Consider the following 22,311-nt stretch of genomic DNA (forward strand, 5'->3'; position numbering starts at 1 on the left):
CGGATCGCTCGCAACGCGCACGGTGCGCCGCGACTTTCGCCGAATGCGCGCATCGATCGCTGACGCTGGCACGCATGTTGCGTTTTCCTGAACAGCAGCCCTGCATCCCAAGAACGCATGGAGACACGCTTGTCCACGATTGAATCGGTTCTTCACGAAACCCGCCAGTTTGCGCCGCCCTCGGCGCTCGAGCAGGCGGCGACCATTTCCGGCATGCCGGCCTATCGGGCGCTCGTCGCCGAGGCCGAGCGCGATTACGAAGGCTTCTGGGCGCGCCTCGCGCGCGAGGGCCTCGCGTGGCACAAGCCGTTCACCAAAGTGCTCGACGAGTCCAACGCGCCGTTCTACAAGTGGTTCGACGACGGCGAGCTGAACGCGTCGTACAACTGCCTCGACCGTCACGTCGAAGCCGGCAACGGCGAGCGCGTCGCGGTGATCTTCGAAGCCGACGACGGCACCGTCACGCGCGTCACCTATGCGGATCTCCTCGCCCGCGTGTCGCGTTTCGCGAATGCGTTGAAGAAGCGCGGCATCGGCAAGGGCGATCGCGTCGTCATCTATATCCCGATGTCGATCGAAGGCATCGTCGCGATGCAGGCCTGCGCCCGCATCGGCGCGACGCACTCGGTCGTGTTCGGCGGCTTCTCCGCGAAGTCGCTGAACGAGCGGCTCGTCGACGTCGGCGCGACGGCGCTGATCACGGCCGACGAGCAGGCGCGCGGCGGCAAGACGCTGCCGCTCAAGAGCATCGCCGACGAGGCGCTCGCGCTGGGCGGCTGCGAAGCGGTGAAGAGCGTGATCGTCTATCGCCGCACCGGCGGCAAGATCGACTGGCATGCCGACCGCGACCTGTGGATGCACGAACTGACGGCCGGCGAGTCCGACACGTGCGAGCCGGAATGGGTGAGCGCCGAGCATCCGCTGTTCATCCTGTATACGTCGGGCTCGACCGGCAAGCCCAAGGGCGTGCAACACAGCACCGGCGGCTACCTGCTGTGGGCCGCGCAGACGATGAAGTGGACCTTCGACTGGAAGCCCACCGACGTGTTCTGGTGCACGGCCGACATCGGCTGGGTCACCGGCCACACGTACATCACGTACGGCCCGCTCGCCTGCGGCGGCACGCAGGTCGTGTTCGAAGGCGTGCCGACCTGGCCGGACGCCGGCCGCTTCTGGAAGATGATCGGCGACCACAAGGTCAGCGTGTTCTACACCGCGCCGACCGCGATCCGTTCGCTGATCAAGGCCGCCGAGGCCGACGACAAGGTGCATCCGAAGAGCTACGACCTGTCGAGCCTGCGCATCATCGGCACGGTCGGCGAGCCGATCAATCCGGAAGCGTGGATGTGGTATCACAAGCACGTCGGCCAAGAGCGCTGCCCGATCGTCGATACGTGGTGGCAGACCGAGACGGGCGGCCACATGATCACGCCGCTGCCGGGCGCGACGCCGACCGTGCCCGGTTCGTGCACGCTGCCGCTGCCGGGCATCATGGCCGCGGTGGTCGACGAAACCGGCCAGGACGTGCCGAACGGGCAAGGCGGCATTCTCGTCGTCAAGCGCCCGTGGCCGGCGATGATCCGCACGATCTGGGGCGACCCGGAACGCTTCAAGAAGAGCTATTACCCCGAAGAACTCGGCGGCACGCTCTATCTCGCCGGCGACGGCACCGTTCGCGACAAGGACACCGGCTACTTCACGATCATGGGCCGGATCGACGACGTGCTGAACGTGTCGGGCCACCGGCTCGGCACGATGGAGATCGAATCGGCGCTGGTCTCGCACGAGCTGGTGGCCGAGGCGGCCGTGGTCGGCCGTCCTGACGACACGACGGGCGAGGCGGTGGTCGCGTTCGTGGTGCTCAAGCGTTCGCGTCCGGAAGGCGAGGAGGCCGCGGCACTTGCCAAGACGCTGCGCGACTGGGTCGGCAAGCAGATCGGGCCGATCGCGAAGCCGAAGGACATCCGCTTCGGCGACAACCTGCCGAAGACGCGCTCGGGCAAGATCATGCGGCGCCTGCTGCGTTCGCTCGCCAAGGGCGAAGCGATCACGCAGGACACGTCCACGCTCGAGAACCCGGCCATCCTCGAGCAGTTGAACCGTTCGCTGTAACACCGCCCGCCCGGGCGGAGCGTTTCGCTTCGTCGCGGTGCCGGGATGCGGTCGCATTCCGGCCCTCGCGAAGCACCGCCGTGCGTTCCCCGACGGCACGGCATGCAGGCGGCACGCGTCGATTCCGCCGCCGCAATATTAATTAGCTATACGTATTACTAAATTCAACAAAACGGAGACAGACGATGAAGATCACGACACGGACGATTTGCGCGGCGCTGCTCGGCGCGGCGGCGAGCACGAGTGTTTTCGCGCAGAGCAGCGTCACGCTGTACGGCGACCTCGACGCCGCGTTGCTTTACACGAGCCGGTCGCTCGATTCGACGACCGGCGGCAATGCGGGCCGCCAGTTCGCGCTGACCGATACCGGCATGACGCCGACCAACTTCGGCTTGACGGGTACCGAGGATCTCGGCGGCGGGCTGCACGCGAAATTCAAGCTCGAGAGCGGCTTCAACATCACCGACGGGGCGTTCGGCCATTCGAACGGCAACTTCTTCGGCCGCCAGGCGTGGGTCGGGATCGACGGCGGGTTCGGCGAAACGAAGATCGGCCTGCAGTTCTCGCCGTTCGTGCTCGCGGTGCTCGGATCGGACCCGCGCAACGTTTCGCACTTCGGCGCCGCGCTGATCCCGTACGTCGACAACGTGCTCGTCACCGGCCTCTTCAACCCGAATGCGATTTCGTACACGAGCCCGACGATCGCCGGGCTCACGGGCAGCGCGATGTTCGGCTTCGGCGGAAAAGCCGGGGACTTCCAGGCGGGACGCCAGTATTCCGGCAGCCTCACGTATGCGAATGGCGGTTTCATGCTCAACGCGGCGCTCTACGACGGCAACGGCGGCACGTCGCCGACGCCGGTATCGAGCACGGTCGCGTTCGTCGGCCGCACGATCGGCACCGCCTACACGTTCGGGCCCGTGACCGGCAAGGCGTCGTTCACGAGCTACAAGGTTGCCGGTTCGTTCAGCAACAACGTGTACAGCGCCGGCCTCGACTATCGTGTCACGCCGGCCCTCGACCTGAACACCGGCGCGTGGTACACGATCGATCGCAACGATTCGCACAATCATTCGCTGCTCGCCGCGCTCGGCGCCGACTACAGCCTGTCGAAACGAACGGGCCTGTACGCGCAGGTCGGTGTCGTCAACAACCATGGCGCGATGAATACGGGCCTCGGCATCACGGGCGGCGCGCTGTTCGGGTTGCCGGGCACGACGGTCGGCGTCAACGCCGGCATCCACCACGTGTTCTGACGCGGCGCGACGCGCCGGGCCGGCCGGGCAGCCCGCGTGCGCCCGTCCGGCCCGGCGCCGAAACACGGCCGCCGAAAACGCCGCAAAAGCAGCAAAAGCCGTGAATGGCGGGCAACGCGCGGCACCGGCCCGACGATCCGCCCTCCCGATCCCGGCCTCGATGTTTACCCGCCCTCAAGTCCGTGCCCTCGCTGCCGTCAAGACAGGAACGCACGCCCAGCATCCGCCAATAACCAGGCACGCGTCCCTTCAAGGAGACCCAGCAACGTGAACTTCTTCGGAATCGGCCGCGGCCACCGTTCGTCGCGCGCGCTCGTCGGCGACATCGCCGAGCAGGCCGGCAAGCTCGGCATCGAGATCTGCGACGTGTCGGGTCACGTCGAGGAAGTCGCGGCCCGCGTGGCCCGACAGGCGGAGGTCTGCCACACGCTGCGCGAATCGGCCGCCGTCACGTTGCGCGGCAACCACCGGATTGCCGAGGCCGCGCAGCAGGTGCGCGCCGTGAGCGCGAATGCGTCGAACGCGGTTCGCCAGTCGCAACAGACGATCGAGGCGTCGCTCGCCGACATCCACGGCCTCGTCGAAGGCGTCACGTCGATCGGCAACCAGATGGGTGCGCTGCGCGACGCGCTCGATCATGTACGGGCCGTGTCCGAGGAGATCTCCGTGATCGCGCGACAAACTCACCTGCTCGCGCTGAATGCCGCGATCGAGGCCGCACGTGCCGGCGATTCGGGCCGCAGCTTCGCCGTCGTCGCGGCCGAGGTCAAGAACCTGTCCGCGAAGACCGGACAGGCGACGGCCCAGATCGAGACGACCCTCGCGCGCCTCGCCGAGCAGACCGAACACCTGATCGCGGAAGGAACCGACAACGCCGCCCGCGCGCATCGCGTGCGCGAGGGCACGCGTACGATCGGCGAAGTCGTGCACGCGACCGGGCACGCGATCACCGAGCTCGCCGGCGAGGCCGAACAGATCGCGTCGCTGACGGACGACATCGAGACGCAATGCCACCGGCTCGACGAACAGGTCGGCGAGATGGCATCCGGCGTCGAGGATTCGAGCGACAACTTCTCGCAGGCCAAGGACCGGCTCGGCAACCTGCTCTCCGTCTCCGAGACGCTCATCGAACTCACGGCCGCGACCGGCATCGAATCGCCCGACACGCGCCTGATCGACACCGCGCGGCACACGGCCGCCGCGATCAGCAAGTGCTTCGAGGAAGCGGTCGGGCGCGGCGAAATCGCACTCGACGCGCTCTTCGACGCAAACTATGTGCCGATTCCCGGCACCGATCCGCAGCAGTTCATGACGCGCTTCACCGACTTCACCGATCGCGTGCTGCCGGCCATCCAGGAGCCGGTGCTCGGGATCGACGCGCGCATCGTCTATTGCGCGAGCTTCGACCGGCAGTGCTACCTGCCGACCCACAACCGGAAATTCTCGCTGCCCCAGCGCGCGGACGCCGCGTGGAACGCCGCGAACTGTCGGAATCGCCGGATCTACACGGATCGCACGGCGCGCACCTCCGTGTCGCATACCAAGCCGTTCCTGCTGCAAACCTATCGGCGCGACATGGGCAACGGCAACTTCGCGCTGATGAAGGACGTTTCCGCACCCATCGTCGTCGGCGGACGGCAATGGGGCGTGCTGCGGATCGGCTACAGCGTCTGAGGCCGGGCCTGCACCGGCAGGCCGTCGTCCATCACTGTTCGAGCCCCACCGCCAGCGGCCGCTGATCGCCGCGGCCGTGATCGTCGACCACGCGCACCGTATAGCTGCCGGCCGTCCGCGGCTGCCAGAACAGCGCATCGCCCGGCACGCTGCGCCCGACGAACGCATCGTTGACGAACCAGTACAGCGCATGCGCGCTCGCATCGGCCGTCGCGTTGAACGCGATGCGCGTCTCCTCCGTGCTCTTCACGCGCATCGCATACGTACTGCCGCGCAGCGGCGACGTGATGCGCGGCGGATCGCCGTCGACCTGCCCCGCGTCGCGGCACTCCGCGTTCTGCGGCGGCCGCCGGCGCGCAATGCCGGCCTGCACGAACACCTGCTGCAGATCCGACGGCCAGAACTCGAAGATCTCCGTATGCGTGCGCTTGCCGTCGTAAGGCGGGCACGCGGCCTTCCCGGTCGCGTCGTCGATCACGACCGGCCGGTGCACGGTGCTCACGCGGATCGGCGACGTGCCCGGAATGAACCACGTCCAGCCCTGCTGCGGGCACCACTCGTTCGGCAGGTCGCCGCTCGCGAGGCAGATCCGCACGCGCTTCAGGCGCGGCGGAACCGCGCGCGGCGGCTCGACGAGCGTGCGCTCGGCATTCAATGCGTCGACGACCTGGAAGAACAGTGGTGCGGCCGCGTCGACGCCGACGAACGCCGTATTGGTCGAGTTGTCGAAATTGCCGACCCACACGACCAGCACGTAAGGGCCGAACACGCCGGCCGTCCACGCATCGCGGAACGACCATGACGTGCCGGTCTTCCAGTAGACGGGCACGCTCGACGGCTGCGCGCCGCTCGTTTCGTCGGGGCGCAGATGCTGGCGCAGCATGTCCATCGTCATGTAGCTCGCCTCCGCGCTCAACAAGCGCCGGCCGGGCAGCGCCGGTTCGTCCGCGCGCAGCCGCAGCGGCCGGAATTCGCCGCGATTCGCGAGCATCGCGTAGAGGCCCGCGAGATCCTGCATCGTCACTTCGCCGCCGCCGAGCACGAGCGCGAGCCCGTAGTGCTGCGCGCTCGCGAGCCGGCGCACGCCGGCTTCCTGCAGGAACCGGTACAGGTCGGGCGACTTGAGCTGCGACGCGACCCACACGGCCGGCACGTTGCGGCTGCGGTTCAGCGCGTCGGTCGCGGTGATCGGCCCGAGGAAATGCCCGTCGAAATTCTCCGGCGCATACGGGCCGAACGCGGTCGGCACGTCGCGCAGCACCGTTTGCGGGTGCAGCACGCCCTGGTCGAAACCGAGCGCATAGATGAACGGCTTGAGCGTCGAGCCCGGCGAGCGCCGCGCGAGCGTGCCGTTCACCTGCCCGTCGATCGTGCGGTCGAAGAAGTTCGCGGAACCGACCAGCGCCTTCACGCCCATGTCGCGCGTATCGACGAGGATGGCCGCCGCATTGCGCACGCCGCGCGTGTCGTTGCGCGCGACATAACGCGCGATCTGCCGTTCGAGCGTGCGCTGCAGGTCGAGATCGAGCGTCGTCACGAGCCGCGCGCCGCCGTCGCTGTCGTCCGGCGCACCGCCCGAGGCCGTGCGCCACGCGCTGCGTGCGGCGAGCGCCTGGTCGACCGCGTGCGGCGCATCGAAAGGCAGCGCCGACAAGGGCCGCATCGCAAGCGGCAACGCGAACAGCGGCTTGAGCGACGCATCGCCCGGATGCTTCGTCAGCCAGCGCGCATACAGCCGGTTGCGCGACGCGGCCAGCGCACGGTTGATCTCGTCCTGCCCGCCGCGCACGCGCCGCGCCGGGTCCTGCGGAATCACCGCGAGCGCGAGCGCCTCGGGCAGCGTCAGCGCATCGGGCATCCGGTCGAAATACACGACGCTCGCGGTGCCCGCGCCTTCGACGTTGCGGCCGTACGGCGCATCGTTCAGATAGGCTTCGAGGATCTGCCGTTTCGAATAGAAGAGTTCGAGCTGCACCGCGCGCGCAACCTGCTCGAGCTTGCCCGCCGGCGTGCGCGTGTTCAGCCGCCACAGCGAGCGCGCGAGCTGCATCGTCAGCGTCGAGCCGCCCTGCGGATTGCCGCCGCGCACATACGTGATCCACGCACCACGTGCGAGGCCGTACGGGTTGAAGCCGGGATGCCAGCGGAACCAGCGGTCCTCGTGCAGCATCACGGCCTCGACGAGCTGCGGCGACATCCGGTCGAGCGGCACCCACAGGCGGTAGCGGTCGTCCTTCGCGAGCGTGAGCCGCAACAAGCGGCCCTGTGCATCGACCACCGCGACCGACGACGGCTTCCAGTCGCGCAGCGGCGGATGCGGCCACAGCCGGCATGCGGCCAGCGCACCGAATACGAGCAGCGCGCCGGCGATCCAGTTCTGCCAGCGATGCAGCCAGCGGCCGGCGCCGCGCAGCGCGCGCCGCAGCACCGGGGCGTCAGCCACGCGCGGGCGCCCCGCGCACCCGGCACCTCTGGCACGGCCGTTGCAGCCGCGTCGTCATCGCACGCGCTCCACGGTCAGTGCCGTGCCGCCGGGTGCCTGTGCCTGCACGCGGCGGTCGTACATCGACTCGCCGTAAGCCGGCGGCGCGACGAAGCGGCCCGCGTTGCTCGCCTTGATCCGGTAGACGAACTCGCGCACGTCGGTCGTCGCCGTGCCGTAGATCACCACGCGGTCCTCGCGCACGTCCGCGAACTGCGGCTGCCACGTGGAGCCCTTGACGCCGATCGGCGAACGCCACGGCGCATCGGCCGCCGGCGCCGACGCGCCGCCGTCGCTGTCGGTGTCCTGCGTGTCGGCGACGGGCGGCGGCGCGATCACCGGATCGAAGCCGCCGGGCAGCAGGTCGACGATCGCGACGTTGCCGACGTTCGCCTGGCCCGTCGCGCGGATCTTCAGGTGCACGTCGATCTCCTGGCCGAGCGTGATCTTCCCGAGCGGCTTGCCGTCCGTGTCGGTGTAGTCGCGCACGATCTCCAGGCCGTTCCTGATCGCCTTCGTCGACGTGCCGCGGTCGTAGCCCGACTGGCTCGCGATCCACCACGCGGGCAGCGTGCTGCCGTTCACGAAGTCGACGCGCGACGCATCGGCCGCCCACGTACCCGAGCGCACGAGGTTCGCCTGGATCGACGACACGTCCTTCGGCGCGGCGCCCGCGCGTACCTCGTCGATCGCGAGCTGGTCGAGCTGCCCCGCGCTCGACGCCGCATACGCATCGAGCGCGAGAATCGTCATCGCCGACGACAGCGTGTTGTAGCGGTTGTCGACGAGCGGCGCGGCGAGGTTGTCCATCGCGCGCGGCGACAGCTTGCGCACGCGCTCCGGGAAGTGCTTCGCGATCAGGTACAGCACGCTCGCGTCGCGCGTCAGCGGATCGAGGTAGTAGCCGGTCGTGTAACCGCCGTCGGACGCGCGCTTGCGCTCGAGCAGCGCCTGCGGGCCCGCGATCAGCGCCGCGGCCTCCTTGTCCTGCTTCAGCAGCTGGTACGACGCGGCAAGCCAGGCGGCCGCGAGGTCGTTCTTCCAGTCGTTCGGATACGCGTCCTGCAGCCGCTTCTGCACGGCCGCGAGGCTGTTGGTCGTCACGTTGCCCTGGCGCGTCAGCAAGTACACCGCGTAAGCGCGCTGGCGCAGCAGGTCGAGCGAGCCGAGCGAATCGTTCGCCGCGAGCTTCTGCAGATACTGGTTGCCCGCGTCGAGCATGTCCTTCGGCACGGCGATGCCGCGCTCGCGCGCGTCGAGCAACACGTGCATCGCGTACGCGGACACGAACGGATCGGCGTCGGGCGTCGCGCTCCACAGGCCGAACCCGCCCTGTGCGTTCTGCCGGCCGCGCAGCACGCCGAGGAACTGCGCGATCGCCGCCGCGTTCGACGTGTCGGCGCCGGCGTCGGTCGCATGCATCGCGCTCGTCAGCGCGCGCACCGACAGCCACTTCGCCGCGAACACGCGCGGCACGGCCGCGCTCACCATCTGCTCGCTGCAGTAGTGCTCGAAGTTGACGAGATACGACGCCACCCCTTCGGACAGCACGAGCGGCGCGGTCGAGATGCTCGCGTCGCGCGAAGCATACGCGTCGTACATCGACCGCAGGTTCGGCACGCTCGCCTTCTTGCCCGGGTCGAGCCGCGCGATGTCGAGCTGCGTGCGGAACGCGGCGGCCGGCCGCACCGACACGTCGACGCGTTGCTGCGCGCCCTTCGCGCCGTAGCGCGCACCGAACGACAGCGCGCCCGAGCCGAGCGTATCGGTCGCCTTCACGCGGAACATCGCGACGCCCTCGTGCTGCGGCGCGAGCGCGACGTTCTGCGTGGCCGGCCCGATCACCTGCAACTGCGGCCCCGTCTTCAGCGTGACCGCGACCGGCACCGGCTGGTTGCCGGCGCCCGTCAGGTTGTTCGAGACACCGACGCTGACGTCGGCCTCGTCGCCCGGCGCGAGCGTCGTCGGCACGTTCGGCGACAGCACGAAGTCGCCGCGCACCGTCGTCGCGCCCTCGAACGTGCCGACCAGGTCCGGCGACACCGACACGGCCATCACGCGCAGCTTGCCGTTGAAGTAGTCGGGCACGGTGTAGCTCAGGCGCGTGTCGCCGTTCACGTCGACGATCCCCGACCAGTAGACGACCGGCTTGTCGCGCTTGCGCTTGAACGGGTTCAACTGACGGCCGATCGCGTCGTCGGCGTCGCCGCCCGGCGCGGCCATCGCCATCAGCTTCTCGAAGTCCGGCAGGATCAGGTCGAGGATCTGCGACGTGCCGACTTCGAGCATCCGCTTGCGGAAGAAGAACTTCAGCGGATCGCCGAGCTTGTAGCGCGCGACCTGCAGGATGCCCTCGTCGACCGCGAACACGACGACCTTCGCGGGCTTCGCCGAATGCACGGTGAAATTCACCGTGTCGCCGGGTTTTACGAGCGCCGGCGCATCGACCGACAGCGCGTTGCGGCGCGCATCGAGGTTCACCGAGAACGGCACGACGCCGTAGCTCAGCGGGCTCATGAAGATTTCGTCGGACGACGGATCGCGGATGTACTGCACGTTGATGTAACCGTTGCCCTCGAAACCGGCCGGCACCGTGATGTGCTGGATCGAGCTCGTCGTGTCCGCATGGAACCATGCGTGCGCATACACCTTGTCGCGCTCGATCGTGATCAGGCCGCTGCCCGCGTAAGGCGCGCGGATCGCGATCTCGACCTGCTCGCCCGGCTTGTAGTCGTGCTTCGCGAGGCTCACCTGCAGCTCCGCGTTGCGGTCGAGCGAACGCGTGACGTTCGCGTCGCCCGTGACCGAATACTCGATCCGGTTCACCGCGGCGCCATCCGCGTCGCGGATCACGAGCGCATAGCTGCCCGGCTTGTCGGTGCGCAGCGTGAAGTCGAGCCCGGCCGCCGGAATCGTCAGCGGCTTCTCGTCGACGGGCACCTCCTTCAGCCGCGAATCGTATTTGTATGCGCCGGAATCCTGCTTGGTCAGCACCGACACGTAGCGCTCCTCGACCAGCTGCGCGCGCAGGCCCTTCACGTCGATCGCCTTCGCGTTCGGATCGATCGCGACGAGCCGCACCGTGCGCGGGCTGCCGCGCTTCACGTAGCCGAGATCGTCGACGGACTTGTAGCCGACGAGCCAGTCGTTGTTCGACACGAGCGTCTGCGCGTTCGCGGCGACGTTGCGCCCGCCCTCCGCCTCATAGGCCTTCGCCTGGAAGTAGAGCTGGTAGGTCGAGTCCGCGTACTTGTCGAGGTCGAGGTCGAATTCGGCATGGCCGTGCTCGTCGGTCGTGCCGTCCTGCAGCGTCGTCGTGTAGCCCTCCTTCGCGCGGCGCGCGTCGAAGAAGTGATAACCCTGCCAGCTGCGGAACGACGGCCACACCGGGCGCAGCGTCAGCGTCGCCGCGACGCGACGTTTCTCCGCCGGCGTGCCGAACAGGTTCTGCGCGTCGACGACGCCCTTCAGCCCCTTCGGCTTCACCCACCCTTCGACGACCTGCTGCGACAGCTTCGCGTCGACCTTCATCCGGTCCGGCAGGAACTCCTTCACCTGCACCGTCGTGCTGCCGATCGGCTCCGCGCCGGGCTGGCCGTCCTTGACGATGTACAGGTTGACCGTCCACGTGCCGGTCGGCGCCGTTTCGGCCGTCGTATAGCCGAGCTCGGTGAAGCCCGACGCATCGACCGTCACCGGCTTGCGCTCGACCGTGATCCCGCGCGGGTCGACGATCTCCGCCTGCAGCGGCACGCCGGCCGGGCTGCGCGCCCAGCTCGCGGCACGCACGATCAGGCCGATGTGGAACGGATCGCCGGGCCGGTACAGGCCGCGATCCGAGAACAGGTACGCGGACAGTTGCCCCTGGCCCGTCGCATTGCGCTCGCCGTCGACGTCGAAACGCGAGAAGTCGAGCTGGCGATCGCGGCCGGCCACCGGCAGGAACGACAGGTCGGTGTCCTTCTTCACGACGTACAGCTGCGGACGTTTCTCGCGGTCGAGCCCCTTGAACGCCGGGAAATGCACGATGCCGTCGGTGGCTGTCGTCTGCGTGAACAGCGCCTGGCCGTTCACCGCGAGCACCGATACCGTTGCGCCCGCAACCGGCTTGCCCGTGCGGATCGACTGGACGAACACGTCCTGGCTGCCGTCGAGCGCCTTCTTGACCAGCATCCCGAGATCGGTCACGACGATCAGGCGCGTATCGCCGAGCGCGCTGTCGCTGTCGCTATCGTCGCCGTTGCCGCTGCTGTCGCTCGAATCGGCATTGTCGGACTGATCCTGGCTGCCGTCGCCGGACGATGCATCGCCATCCTTCGCATCGTCGGCTTTCTTTTTCTCGGCGGCCGGATCGTACTTCGTCAGGTGCAGCAGGAACACGCCACGCTTGCCGCCCTTCAGGTACTGGCCGAGATCGATGCCTTCGTAATGCGCCTTGCCGGGGTCGCCGGCCGGAAATGCGCGCGTCTGCACGAAGCGCTCGACGATGTGATCCTCGCTGAACGAATACGACAGCTCGGGCCGCGCGTACGTGCCGTTGTTGAAGCTCACGAGATGCTGGAGCTGGTCGGGCAGCACGCGGCCGATCTCGACCTTCATCCCCGGCAGGTTGCGCGACACGACCGACAACCGCTTGCTGCCGCTCATCGACAGCAGCGAACCGTCGGCCATGAAGCGCAGCAGCTTCGGATAGTCGGGCACCGTGAACGCGGTCGTCACGGGCTTGCCGAGCAGGTAGCCGCCGGCCGACTTCAAGTCGCCCTCGAACCGCACGACGACGCGCTCGCCCGGCGTCGCGTGGTACTTGAAGCTCTGCAGCGTCGCGAAATCGTTCTCGGTGGGCACTGCCTCGAGCGGCAGCGGCTTCGACTGCTTCAGCACCGCCTCGCTGATGTCGGCCACGTTCCATTCGTACGGCGGATCGTCGTCCGACTGATCGACGCCCGGCTTGCGCTTCGGCAGCACCCACGCCTTCGCGCGCGCGGCGAGATCGGCGCTGCGCACGCCGTCGGACGCTTCCGCGACGAGCACCTGCTCGGGCTCGTAGCGCTCGTTGTCGACGAGCGTCGGCGCGATGTTGTCGATCGACAGGCTGTAGAGCCCCGGCACGTCGACCGACGCATGCAGCACGTCGGGCGTGCCGTTGCCGCCGCGCGCGCTCTTCACGCCCTTGTCGACGTCGAGCCGTGCGACCAGCGGATCGCGCGGAATCTCGAGCGGCTGCGAATACACCCACGCGCTCGTCTTCATCTTGTCGTAGTTGACCGTGTAGCGCAGCGGCGTCGCATTCTTGCCGTCGCGGCCGACCAGCACGAGGCCGATGCGCTTCTCGAATTCGGCCGGATCGACCGGATAGTTGAAGCGCAGCTGCAGCAGCGCCTGCTTCTCCGCCGGATTGTCGGGATTCCGGTAGAACTCGTTGTTGCCGAACGTGGCGGCAAACGCGGGCACATCGAACGCGAAGCGGTCGTCGTGCATCGTCACCTGCGGCGCGAACACCCGGTGCACCGCGAAACGCACCTCGACGTGCGCGCCGACCGGCCAGTCGGCCGCCGGCGTGAAGCGCAGCGTCTTGTCGTCGACCCACGCCCACGCGCCCTTGAGCGCGGGCGTCATCTCGATGCCGTCTCCGGCCGGCTTGCCGACCTGCTCGATCGGCGCGGCCGATTGCGAGAACACGACGTCGAGCGGATGCACGGTGATCTTCGGCTTGTCGCTGTCGTCCACCTCATAGGTGGTGATCGGCGGCGCCTTCACGGTGAAAGTGACGGTCTCGGGCTCCGGCGGCTTCGGCCGATGCTTGAACCAGTAACCGCCGAAGCCGAGCGCGGCCGCGAGCAGCACGATGCCGCCGGCGTGCCACGGGCGGCGGCGCACGGCCGCGGCGGTGATGCCCATCCACGCGGGCGCCGTCCACGACACGTCGCCGACCAGCGGCCGCAGCGCGCAGCCGAGCAGCCACCAGACGAAGCCCGCCGCGCGAATCGGCAGGAGCAGCAGGAAGCGCAGCAAATCCATGTTGTTATTTCCTTGTTCAAGGACGTGCGGCCGGCTTCGGCGGCGTTCCCCGAGATTTATTGGTCTGTGACGGCGCGGCCCTGGTTGCGCCGGAATGCTTGGAATGTGGTGTTCGACCGGATGCTGGCCGCCATTATCGATCAGACCCGAAACGATGGAAATATCGGTGTGCCGGCGCGCAACGCCGGCCGTCGACCGGCCGGTCGGACGGGATTTCGACTCGCCGCCCCAACCGCTGCGCGCACCCGCGCCGCGTTCGCTAGAATGCGCGGCTCGGCACGAATCGAATCGAAATGAAAGGAACCCGCTTGAAACTCCCGTTCGAATGGCAGATCGGGCTGCGCTACGCGCGCGGCGGCCGGCGCTCGGCCGGCGACGGCTTCGTGTCGTTCATTGCCGGCGCGGCGATGGCCGGCATCGCGCTCGGCGTCGCCGCCCTGATCGTCGTGCTGTCGGTAATGAACGGTTTCCGGACCGAAGTGCGCGACCGGATGCTGTCGGTGCTCGCGCACGTGGAAATCTTCTCGCCCACCGGCGCGATGCCCGACTGGCGGCTCACCGCGCACGAATCGCTGCGGAATCCGGCGGTGCGCGCCGTCGCGCCCTACGTCGACGCGCAGGCGCTGCTGACGAACGCGGGCAGCGTGACGGGCGTCGCGCTGCGCGGCATCGACCCCGTGCTCGAGCCGCGCGTGTCCGAGATCGCGCGCAAGCCGAAGACGGGGCGGCTCGACGCGCTCGTACCGGGCGGGATGGGCATCGTGCTCGGTTCGGCGCTGGCCGACGCGCTGCACGTGAAGATCGGCGACCGCATCACGTTCTTCGCGCCCGGCAACACCGCGCGCATCGGCGACGCGCTGCCGCAGTTCCGGCAGTTCAACGTGGTCGGCACGTTCGAGTCGGGCCACTACCAGTACGACAGCGCGCTCGCATACATCCATATCCGCGACGCGCAGACGCTGTTCAACGTGCGCGCGCCGACCGGCATCCGGTTGCGCCTCGACGATCTGCAGCGCGCGCCGGACGTCGCGCTGGAACTGTCGCGCTCATTGTCGGGCGATCTCTACATCCGCGACTGGACGCGGCAGAACCGCACGTGGTTCGAGGCCGAGCGGCTGCAAAAGCGCATGCTGTCGCTGATCCTGATGCTGATCGTCGCGGTCGCCGCGTTCAACCTCGTGTCGTCGCTCGTGATGACCGTCACGCAGAAGCAGGGCGACATCGCGATCCTGCGCACGCTCGGCGCGCCGCCCGGGTCGATCATGAAGATCTTCGCGATCCAGGGGATGACGATCGGCCTCACCGGCACGCTGGCGGGCGTCGCGCTCGGCTGCGCGATCGCGGTGAGCATCCCGTGGGTGCTGCCGGCGGTCGAGCGGTTGCTCGGCATCCACTTCCTGACGCCGTCCGTGTATTTCCTCAGTTCGCTGCCGTCGAAGCTCGCGGTGGCCGACGTGATCGAGATCACCGCGGCCGCGTTCCTGATGTCGTGCGTCGCGACGCTCTACCCGAGCTGGCGCGCCGCGCGGGTACGGCCGGCCGAAGCGCTGCGCGACGAATAGGCACGCGGCGCTTCGGCATGGCGCGCCGTCACGCCGTCTCGTGAAAACCGAGGCTATGGGTGCCGTTCAGGATGTCCTCGAACGCGTTCCCGAAGCCGACGTCGATCAGGCCCGCGCGCCTGCCATACGTCTTCTGCCCCGACACGTCGCTGACGAAGATCGCCGCGCCCGACGACAACTGACGATCGGTATCCAGCAGCGCGAGCGTACCGCGTGCGCTGCCGGCCGACTCGTCGAAGTTCAGCCGCGTGCCGTCCTGCGTGGTGAAATGCCCGCCGACCTCTTCGAATTTCCGGTTGCGCGCGACGGACGCATTCATCTCCTTCATGAAGAGGAAGTCCGCGTCGGCGCGCTGGCTGGCCACCTTGCGATCGTCGTCGGAGAACGTGTCGCCCACCGCGGCGGCGCCCTGCTCGGCGAAGTCGACGGCCTGCTGGTGAAACTCGCGCGTCGCGAGCACGAGGCCCGCGTTCGCGTTCAGCGTCGACTCCACCCACGCGCGATCGCTCTCCGTCATCGTCTTCGACACGACCTTGATCCGGCCGTTGTCGGTCATGAAGTCGAACTTCGCGTCGGCCAGGTCCGGGCGCTTCGCGATGATCTCCTGCAGGCTCGTCGCGAGCTGGCTGGTGACGTCGCGCAGCTTCGTCGACAGGTCGCCCAGGATCGTCATCTGCTTCGTGCGCGCCGCCTGCATCGCGACCGGGTCCAGCGCCCGGATCTCAAGCGGCGTGTCCTGCGGTTTACCGGCCGACGTGTCCGCCTGTCGACGCCCGTCGAGCGCGGCTTCCTGCACCATCTGCGCGAGCGTCAGGCCGCTCGCTGCCGTGACTGAAATCGTCATGCCCTCTCTCTCCTTTCAATCCGTTTTTTACCGTTTACGGACAAATTTCGAGGAAATTTAGACCGATCGCACATCGATCGCGAAGCACGTGCCAATACTTTGTTTGACTTGAGCTAAAAAAGTTTGACACCGAGATTTCACTGAGATAAGTTTGCGCAAGCTTCCGGAAAGCAATCCGGCTCGCCTCGCCGACTCGCGTCGCGCTTTCCTGCCGTTGCAGCACCGCCGTTCGCACCATCCCCGCCTCATTGCATCGTGCCGTTCCGTTTCATCCGAAACCTGAAGGAAGATCGGGCATGCCCACATTTGATTCGCACTCCTCCATTCATTCGCACCGCCGGCAGTGGGCCGACCGCGCGTCATGAAACGGCTGCCGTGCTGACGCTTTCCGGTCGGGGCAATGCAGTCGCCCCGACACCCGCCGGGTTGCGCGACGCGTGACGCGCGTCGACGCCGGCCGTGACACCCGGGCATTGCGCCCGGCGCTTTCGAAGGTGCAGTTCCGCTTCATCCGATGCAGCACCCGGCCGGGCCGCGGGGGGCATATCGCGGGCCGGCCGGTTCCGGACAATCACAACAAGAGGTCGACAATGGACATTCATCGAACCGGATTGCGTCGCGCGTGGCTTCCCGCGCTCGTGGCGGCCACGACGCTCGCCGCGTGCGGCGGCGACGACGGCGGCAGCGTGGCGGGCGTCTCGGCGCTCGCGCAGGGCCAACAGGAGGGGGCCGCCGCATCGGCGGCCGACAAGCAGTCGCTCGCATCACGCTTCTCGCCGTCCGGCGTCCCGTACGCCAATCCGGCCAGCGGCGGCCGCTACCGCCCCGTGATCGCGAACGGCCAGGTGCAGCCGTCGCTGTCGGGCGGCACGATCGAGGAGAACGCGTGGGTCGACACGTCGGTCGATTCCGACGGCGACGGCACGCGCGACCGCATCCACGTGCGCATCGTGCGCCCGACCGAAACCGCGAACGGCGCACGCACGCCCGTCATCGTGCTCGCGAGCCCGTACTACGCGGGCCTCGCCGACAGCCCCGACCACAACGTCGACGTCGAACTCGACGGCACGCCGCACCCCGCCGCCAATGCGCCGGCGGCCGCGTCGACCTCCGCGCGCATCATGGCCGCCGCGCCGCAGGTGCGGATGCTGCAGCAGGTGGAAGCCGCCGCCGCCGGGCGCTCGTGGATCGAGGGCTACTTCATTCCGCGCGGCTTCACGATCGTCTACGCGGATTCGCTCGGCACCGCCGGCTCGGACGGTTGCCCGACGATCCTCACGCGCGACGAATCGGTCGCGATGGCATCGGTGATCCGCTGGCTCGGCCGCGACGCGACCGCGAAGGACGCGAACGGCAAGACGGTCGTCGCGAACTGGTCGACGGGCCACGTCGGCATGTACGGCGTGTCGTACGACGGCACGCTGCCGAAGATGGTCGCGAGCCTGCGCACGCGCGGGCTCGATGCGATCGTACCGGTCGCCGGGTTGACGAACATGTACGGCTACTACCGCTCGGGCGGGCTCGTGCGTGCGCCGGAAGGCTATCAGGGCGAAGACGTCGACGTGTACATCAAGGCGCTGCTGACGAACGCGCATCCGGAGCGTTGCACGCACCTGATCGACGAAGCGTTGCAGCAGGAAGACCGCAAGACCGGCGACTATTCGCCGTTCTGGGCCGCGCGCGACATCCCGACCGGCTTCGCGGTCGCGCCGGCGCTCGTTGCGCAAGGGTTGACCGACGACAACGTGCGCGTCGACCAGTCGACGTCGTGGTATCTCGCGATGCGGCGCCAGGGCGTGCCGACGCAGCTGTGGCTGCACCGCCTGAAGCACACCGACCCGACCCGCGTGCCGGCGATGGCCGATGCATGGACCGCGGAGGTGAACCGCTGGTTCACGCGTTACCTGATCGGTTACGACAACGGCGTCGAACGCGATCCGCGCGCGGTGATCGAGCAGGCGGACGGCACGCTGCTGAAGGAAGCCGACTGGGCCGCACGCCACGCCACGCCGGTCACGTACTTTGCCGGCGGCGACGGCGCGGGCACCGGCACGCTGCTGCGGCAGCCGACCGGCGGCCCGCTCGCGCGCTTCACGGACGATGCGCGCATCACCGCGCTCACGCTGGCGAACACAGCGACGGGTGAGAACCGCAGCCGCTTCGAAACCGCGCCGCTCACGGCCGCGACACGCCTGTCCGGCGCCGCGACCGCACGCGTCAGGCTGACCTTCACGGCCGTGGCCAACGTGACGGCCCTGCTGGTCGATCGCGCGCCGGACGGCACGGCCACGATCGTCACGCGCGCGTGGACCGACCCGCGCAACCGGCTCTCCGAGTGGCTGTCGGAACCCGTGCTGCCCGGCTTGCCGTACGACCTGAAGCTGACCTTCATGCCGCGTGACTACAAGCTGGAAGCCGGCCACCGGCTGGGGCTCGTCGTCCTGTCCAGCGACAACGAGGCAACGCTGCGGCCGACGCCGGGCACGGGCCTCACGCTCGATCCGGCCGGGACGTCGGTGACGGTGCCGCTGGCCGCTCTCTAAAAAAGCGGCATGCCCCCTGCCCGTCGCGCGGCCACGACCGCGTGGCGGACAGGGGCGGTACGCAGCGCCGCATCAACTCAAGGGCAACACCGTTACATCTCGCCCATTCAACTCCCCCGTTTCCCTAAAACGCTGCGCCCGAATAATAATTTCACGTTCCATCAATCAAGCGACGCTTTAAATCAAAAAACGAAACAGAATACTGTCGCTTGACATCGAAAACCCATCGACTAGATTTCAAAAAAATCCGGGCACGCTGAAGCGGTCGGCGCGAGACTCGCCTGATTCGCACGTCACCTCATGCCCGTCAACGGTTGCGGACATCTCGTTCGGCGGACCTCGCTTTCATTTTCTTGCATCGGGTACGCAGGATTCCCTGTTTCAGTCGAAGCCCCGCCCGCTTCGACCGGTCAACCGCCTATCGCAGGCATCACTACCGCACCACGAACCGGAATCCCGGCATTCCAGTGCATGACGTCGCGCCCCACTTCGGAGAATTGCGATGAGCAATCTGTCCACCGATACGACAGCCGCTTCAACCCTGCCATTGAATCATCGAGGCAGCATGCCGTTCGTAGCGATTCGGGGCCCGGAGCGGAGCGATTACGAATCCCGGGTCGTACAGGCTTACCAGGACGACCCGCAGAACTGGAGCAAGGCCATCGGCAATCGTCTCTGGTTCCAGTTCGGCGTATATGACCATTTTCAATCGCCCGGGCCGATCGACCTCGACGAATCCGGTCTCCGCTATTTCGAACGGCAACTCGAGATTGCGGGACTGGAAATGCCGGATGACAAGCCGGTCAACCGGATACTCGATATCGGATGTGGATGGGGAACGGTGCTGCGGGATCTGGCCGAGCGATTTCCCGACTGCCATCGCCTGGATGGCATCAACATCAGCGATCGCCAGCTCGAATACTGTGCCGAGATGAATGCGGCGCGGGGATTGTCCGACAGGATCAAGCTGTTCCGGTGCAATGCGCGGGACATCGATTTGCTGCCGGATATCGAGCGACCCTACGACCTCGCGATCATGCGCGGGGTGATCTCCCACTTTCCGTACGATCTCTTCGAAATGGTGATGGCAAAACTCCGGCAGCGGCTGACCCCGACCGGGACCGTCATTATTTCGGACAACCTATATAACGTCGATCTCTCGGAATATCGCTCCGATACGCCTGACATGGTCGACAGGCTGGCGTGCAAGTATCGCAAGACGCCGGCGTACCTGCGGCAGGTGTTCGAGCAAAGCGGTTTCTCGGTCAAGGACATGCGGATCCTGCCTGACAGGACCGATGCGACACGATGGTTGTTGAGCGTGCAGGACAACATCGAGCGGCATTTCCCGACGGGCGCAGTCGGGGCACTGGAGGAACTCCGCGTCATGTGCGAAAGCCTGGCGGTCGCCATCGTCAAGCATCAGGTTTCGATCTACAGCTTCGTGCTCGAGCGCGATCGATGAAATCCGTCCTTCTTCCGGCCGCCGAACGTCCTGCACGAGAACCTGCCATGAAAGACATTCCCAACTTCGTCCGCAACCTGCCGGGCCTGCCGAAGCCCGGGGAAAAAATATTCCACCCGGACTTCCATCTGCAACTGAAACCGATGTGGCATCCGCTCCACGACGAAACGGAGCGCCGGATCGCGCTCACCGACAGTCCTTATATCCTCGCCTATTACGGCAGCCAGAAGGCGGTGGAACACTATCTGGCACAAAGCATGCCGTCATTCGGGGGCCTGTGCTATCCGCACACCCTGAACGACAGGATCTACGATCTCGAACGGATGATGAGCATCACGACGCTGATCGACGACACCATCACCAACCCGGACATGCTGGAGCAAACGCAACGGCGGTCGGCTTTGCGACAGCACTACTTCGACGCGATCGCAGGCATCCGGCCGCCGGATACGGCCCCGATCGCACAACTGCTGCATGACGGGCTGCTCCCCATCAAGGACCAGCTATTGTCGAAACCGCGCGTCTGGAAACGGCTGGAGGAATCGCTTCACACGTTGATCATCAGACAGACGGATCCGTTGGCGCTGAAAATGGACGAGTTAACGTTCGACGCCTACCTGGAAATGCGGCGCATCGACAATTACGGGGAATGGGCCGCCATCATGACGGAGTACGCGATCGACGTGGACATGACCGATCACCTGATTGCCGACCGATCGCTGGCAGAAATGAGAACGGCCGCCATCGACTCGATTACGCTGGTCAACGACCCGTATTCATTCCGAAAGGAAATCCATATCGCCGATTCGGTCAATTCCGTCTGGCTGCTGATGTATCGCGAAGGCCTGAAACTCCAGGATGCATTGAACAAGCTGGCGACGCTGGTTGCCGAAAACGAGCGCAACCTGATGGCCGCCCGCGATCGTGTCCTGGCCGGCCCGCTGGGGAACCGGGCGGATGTGCGTGCCTATGTGACCGAACTCGAGCATCTGGCCTCCGGCAACGCGGAATTTCACGCAATCAGCACGCGCTACCACGGCCGGGATTTCAAAGGGAAACGGTTCATTTCCGGCGAGGTGACCATTCGGCCACTACCGTCCACCGATGAAGTGGCAGCGGCGGACCGGGCGGGCAAGCGTCCCGCGAACTGATTCACCCGATCGGGAGTCCGGCCCGGTTCCCGGAGGCATGCCGGTTTCGCAGCCGCGTCGAGCGGGGCTGCCCCGACGCCGACCGCGACCTTCAGACCGCGACCTTGTTTCGCACCGGCAGCGCAAACCGCCGATCACACCGGCGTCAACACCGGCTGCCCCGCGAAATGCCGCTTCGCGTTGTCGAGAAACTGCTGCACCGAGCGATCGAGCGCCTCCGGCGACCAGCCGCCCATGTGCGGCGTCAGCACGACGCTGTCGAGATCCGTCAGCGCGCGCGGCGGCTCCGGTTCCCCTTCGTACACGTCGAGCCCCGCGCCCGCGACGCGCCCTTCGCGCAACGCGTCTGCCAAAGCAGCGGTATCGACAACGCTGCCGCGCGACACGTTGACGAGAAAACCGCCCGGCCCGAGCGCATCGAGCACGGTGCGGTCGATCAGGTGCCGCGTGCCCGCGCCGCCCGGCGTCGCGACGATCAGGAAATCGGCCCACTGCGCGAGCGCGTCGACGCGGTCGAAGTAGCGATAAGGAACGTTCTTCTCCGACCGGTTGTGATAACCGATCTCGATGTCGAAGCCGGCCGCGCGACGCGCGCACTTCTCGCCGATCTTGCCGAGCCCGACGATGCCGAGCTTCCTGCCCGACACGTTCGGCGGCATCGGCAGCCCGTCGCGCCACACGCCGGCGCGGGTTTTCGCATCGAGCGGCACCACGTTGCGCACCGCCGCGAGCAGCAGCGCGAACGCGTGATCGGCCACGCAGTCGTCGTTGGTGCCGGCGCCCGTCACGACCGTGACGCCACGCGCCTTCGCATGGGCGACGTCGATGTGCTCGTAGCCCGCGCCGAGCGCGCTGACGAACGTGAGTTGCGGAAGCCGGTCGATCTCGGCGCCGGTGAGCCCCGTGCTGCCGTTGGTCAGCACCGCGCGTATCGTGCCGCCGTGTTCGGCGATCGCGCGTTCGCGTTCCTCGGCAGTCGGGGCATGGCGCACGTCGAACGACGCGGCGATCTCGCGGTGCGCGTCGCCGCGCAATGCGATGAGGACCAGCAGCTCGGGTTTCATGTCAGCAATTGTCGGCAGGCGGAGACGAAATCGAGTGTAACAAGCCCGCGCGACTCATGCAGGCTATCCCCACGCGGGCTGTGGGCACGCCGCCGCACGCGGTTTGCCAAAGCCCGCCCAGTCAAGTAACGTGCGGCCTA

General features: G+C 67.3%; 12 protein-coding genes. 8 read left to right on the forward strand and 4 right to left on the reverse strand.

What is annotated here, in order from left to right; genetic code table 11:
- Positions 1–129 precede the first annotated feature (129 nt).
- From acs to AB3K92_RS20585, 3 genes are all read left to right on the forward strand, one after another.
- The gene (acs, locus tag AB3K92_RS20575; RefSeq protein ID WP_369465718.1) at positions 130–2,112 is read left to right on the forward strand and encodes an acetate--CoA ligase; all 1,983 of its coding nucleotides are present in this window, start codon (positions 130–132) and stop codon (positions 2,110–2,112) included.
- 185 nt (positions 2,113–2,297) lie between these two features.
- The gene (locus AB3K92_RS20580) at positions 2,298–3,368 is read left to right on the forward strand and encodes a porin (protein ID WP_059487078.1); all 1,071 of its coding nucleotides are present in this window, start codon (positions 2,298–2,300) and stop codon (positions 3,366–3,368) included.
- Positions 3,369–3,635: 267 nt separating this feature from the next.
- Positions 3,636–5,042, forward strand: a complete 1,407-nt coding sequence (locus tag AB3K92_RS20585; RefSeq protein WP_048024905.1) for a methyl-accepting chemotaxis protein — start codon at positions 3,636–3,638, stop codon at positions 5,040–5,042.
- Between the two features lie 31 nt (positions 5,043–5,073).
- Here AB3K92_RS20585 and pbpC read toward each other — a convergent pair whose 3' ends face one another.
- Positions 5,074–7,485, reverse strand: coding sequence for a penicillin-binding protein 1C (pbpC, locus tag AB3K92_RS20590; RefSeq protein ID WP_053076296.1), 2,412 nt, complete (start codon positions 7,483–7,485; stop codon positions 5,074–5,076).
- A 54-nt stretch (positions 7,486–7,539) separates the two neighbouring features.
- Positions 7,540–13,542 carry an MG2 domain-containing protein gene (locus AB3K92_RS20595; protein WP_369465719.1) on the reverse strand — a complete coding sequence of 2,001 codons (6,003 nt, stop codon included), beginning with the start codon at positions 13,540–13,542 and terminating at the stop codon, positions 7,540–7,542.
- A 12-nt stretch (positions 13,543–13,554) separates the two neighbouring features.
- On the opposite strand from AB3K92_RS20595, the gene AB3K92_RS20600 reads away from it, so the two are divergent.
- Together AB3K92_RS20600 and AB3K92_RS20605 are read left to right on the forward strand one after the other, a co-directional pair.
- The gene (locus AB3K92_RS20600) at positions 13,555–13,839 is read left to right on the forward strand and encodes a hypothetical protein (RefSeq protein ID WP_124469811.1); all 285 of its coding nucleotides are present in this window, start codon (positions 13,555–13,557) and stop codon (positions 13,837–13,839) included.
- 11 nt (positions 13,840–13,850) lie between these two features.
- Positions 13,851–15,104 carry a lipoprotein-releasing ABC transporter permease subunit gene (locus AB3K92_RS20605; RefSeq protein WP_369465720.1) on the forward strand — a complete coding sequence of 418 codons (1,254 nt, stop codon included), beginning with the start codon at positions 13,851–13,853 and terminating at the stop codon, positions 15,102–15,104.
- A gap of 28 nt (positions 15,105–15,132) precedes the next feature.
- Here AB3K92_RS20605 and AB3K92_RS20610 read toward each other — a convergent pair whose 3' ends face one another.
- Positions 15,133–15,948, reverse strand: coding sequence for a hypothetical protein (locus AB3K92_RS20610; protein ID WP_021163910.1), 816 nt, complete (start codon positions 15,946–15,948; stop codon positions 15,133–15,135).
- Positions 15,949–16,538: 590 nt separating this feature from the next.
- Here AB3K92_RS20610 and AB3K92_RS20615 point away from each other — a divergent pair.
- From AB3K92_RS20615 to AB3K92_RS20625, 3 genes are all read left to right on the forward strand, one after another.
- Entirely contained in the window at positions 16,539–18,491 is a 1,953-nt protein-coding gene (locus AB3K92_RS20615; protein WP_369465721.1) for a Xaa-Pro dipeptidyl-peptidase, read from the forward strand.
- 502 nt (positions 18,492–18,993) lie between these two features.
- Entirely contained in the window at positions 18,994–19,956 is a 963-nt protein-coding gene (locus AB3K92_RS20620; protein ID WP_042978216.1) for a cyclopropane-fatty-acyl-phospholipid synthase family protein, read from the forward strand.
- Positions 19,957–20,003: 47 nt separating this feature from the next.
- Complete coding sequence (locus tag AB3K92_RS20625) at positions 20,004–21,107, forward strand: methyltransferase type 12 (protein ID WP_175850564.1); 1,104 nt, start codon at positions 20,004–20,006, stop codon at positions 21,105–21,107.
- Positions 21,108–21,241: 134 nt separating this feature from the next.
- Here AB3K92_RS20625 and AB3K92_RS20630 read toward each other — a convergent pair whose 3' ends face one another.
- Positions 21,242–22,171: a 2-hydroxyacid dehydrogenase gene (locus tag AB3K92_RS20630; protein WP_369465722.1), complete on the reverse strand. Its 930-nt coding sequence runs from the start codon at positions 22,169–22,171 to the stop codon at positions 21,242–21,244.
- Positions 22,172–22,311 lie beyond the last annotated feature (140 nt).

The sequence above is a fragment of the Burkholderia sp. Bmkn7 genome (genome assembly GCF_041103175.1).
Classification (GTDB): Bacteria; Pseudomonadota; Gammaproteobacteria; order Burkholderiales; family Burkholderiaceae; genus Burkholderia; species Burkholderia cepacia.

Excerpts from the sequence above, each read along its gene's own strand:
- AB3K92_RS20615 (WP_369465721.1), top strand. The coding sequence starts at position 16,539 with ATGGACATTCATCGAACCGGATTGCGTCGCGCGTGGCTTCCCGCGCTC.
- AB3K92_RS20595 (WP_369465719.1), bottom strand. The coding sequence starts at position 13,542 with ATGGATTTGCTGCGCTTCCTGCTGCTCCTGCCGATTCGCGCGGCGGGC.
- AB3K92_RS20620 (WP_042978216.1), top strand. The coding sequence starts at position 18,994 with ATGAGCAATCTGTCCACCGATACGACAGCCGCTTCAACCCTGCCATTG.
- AB3K92_RS20580 (WP_059487078.1), top strand. The coding sequence starts at position 2,298 with ATGAAGATCACGACACGGACGATTTGCGCGGCGCTGCTCGGCGCGGCG.
- AB3K92_RS20610 (WP_021163910.1), bottom strand. The coding sequence starts at position 15,948 with ATGACGATTTCAGTCACGGCAGCGAGCGGCCTGACGCTCGCGCAGATG.
- AB3K92_RS20630 (WP_369465722.1), bottom strand. The coding sequence starts at position 22,171 with ATGAAACCCGAGCTGCTGGTCCTCATCGCATTGCGCGGCGACGCGCAC.
- AB3K92_RS20625 (WP_175850564.1), top strand. The coding sequence starts at position 20,004 with ATGAAAGACATTCCCAACTTCGTCCGCAACCTGCCGGGCCTGCCGAAG.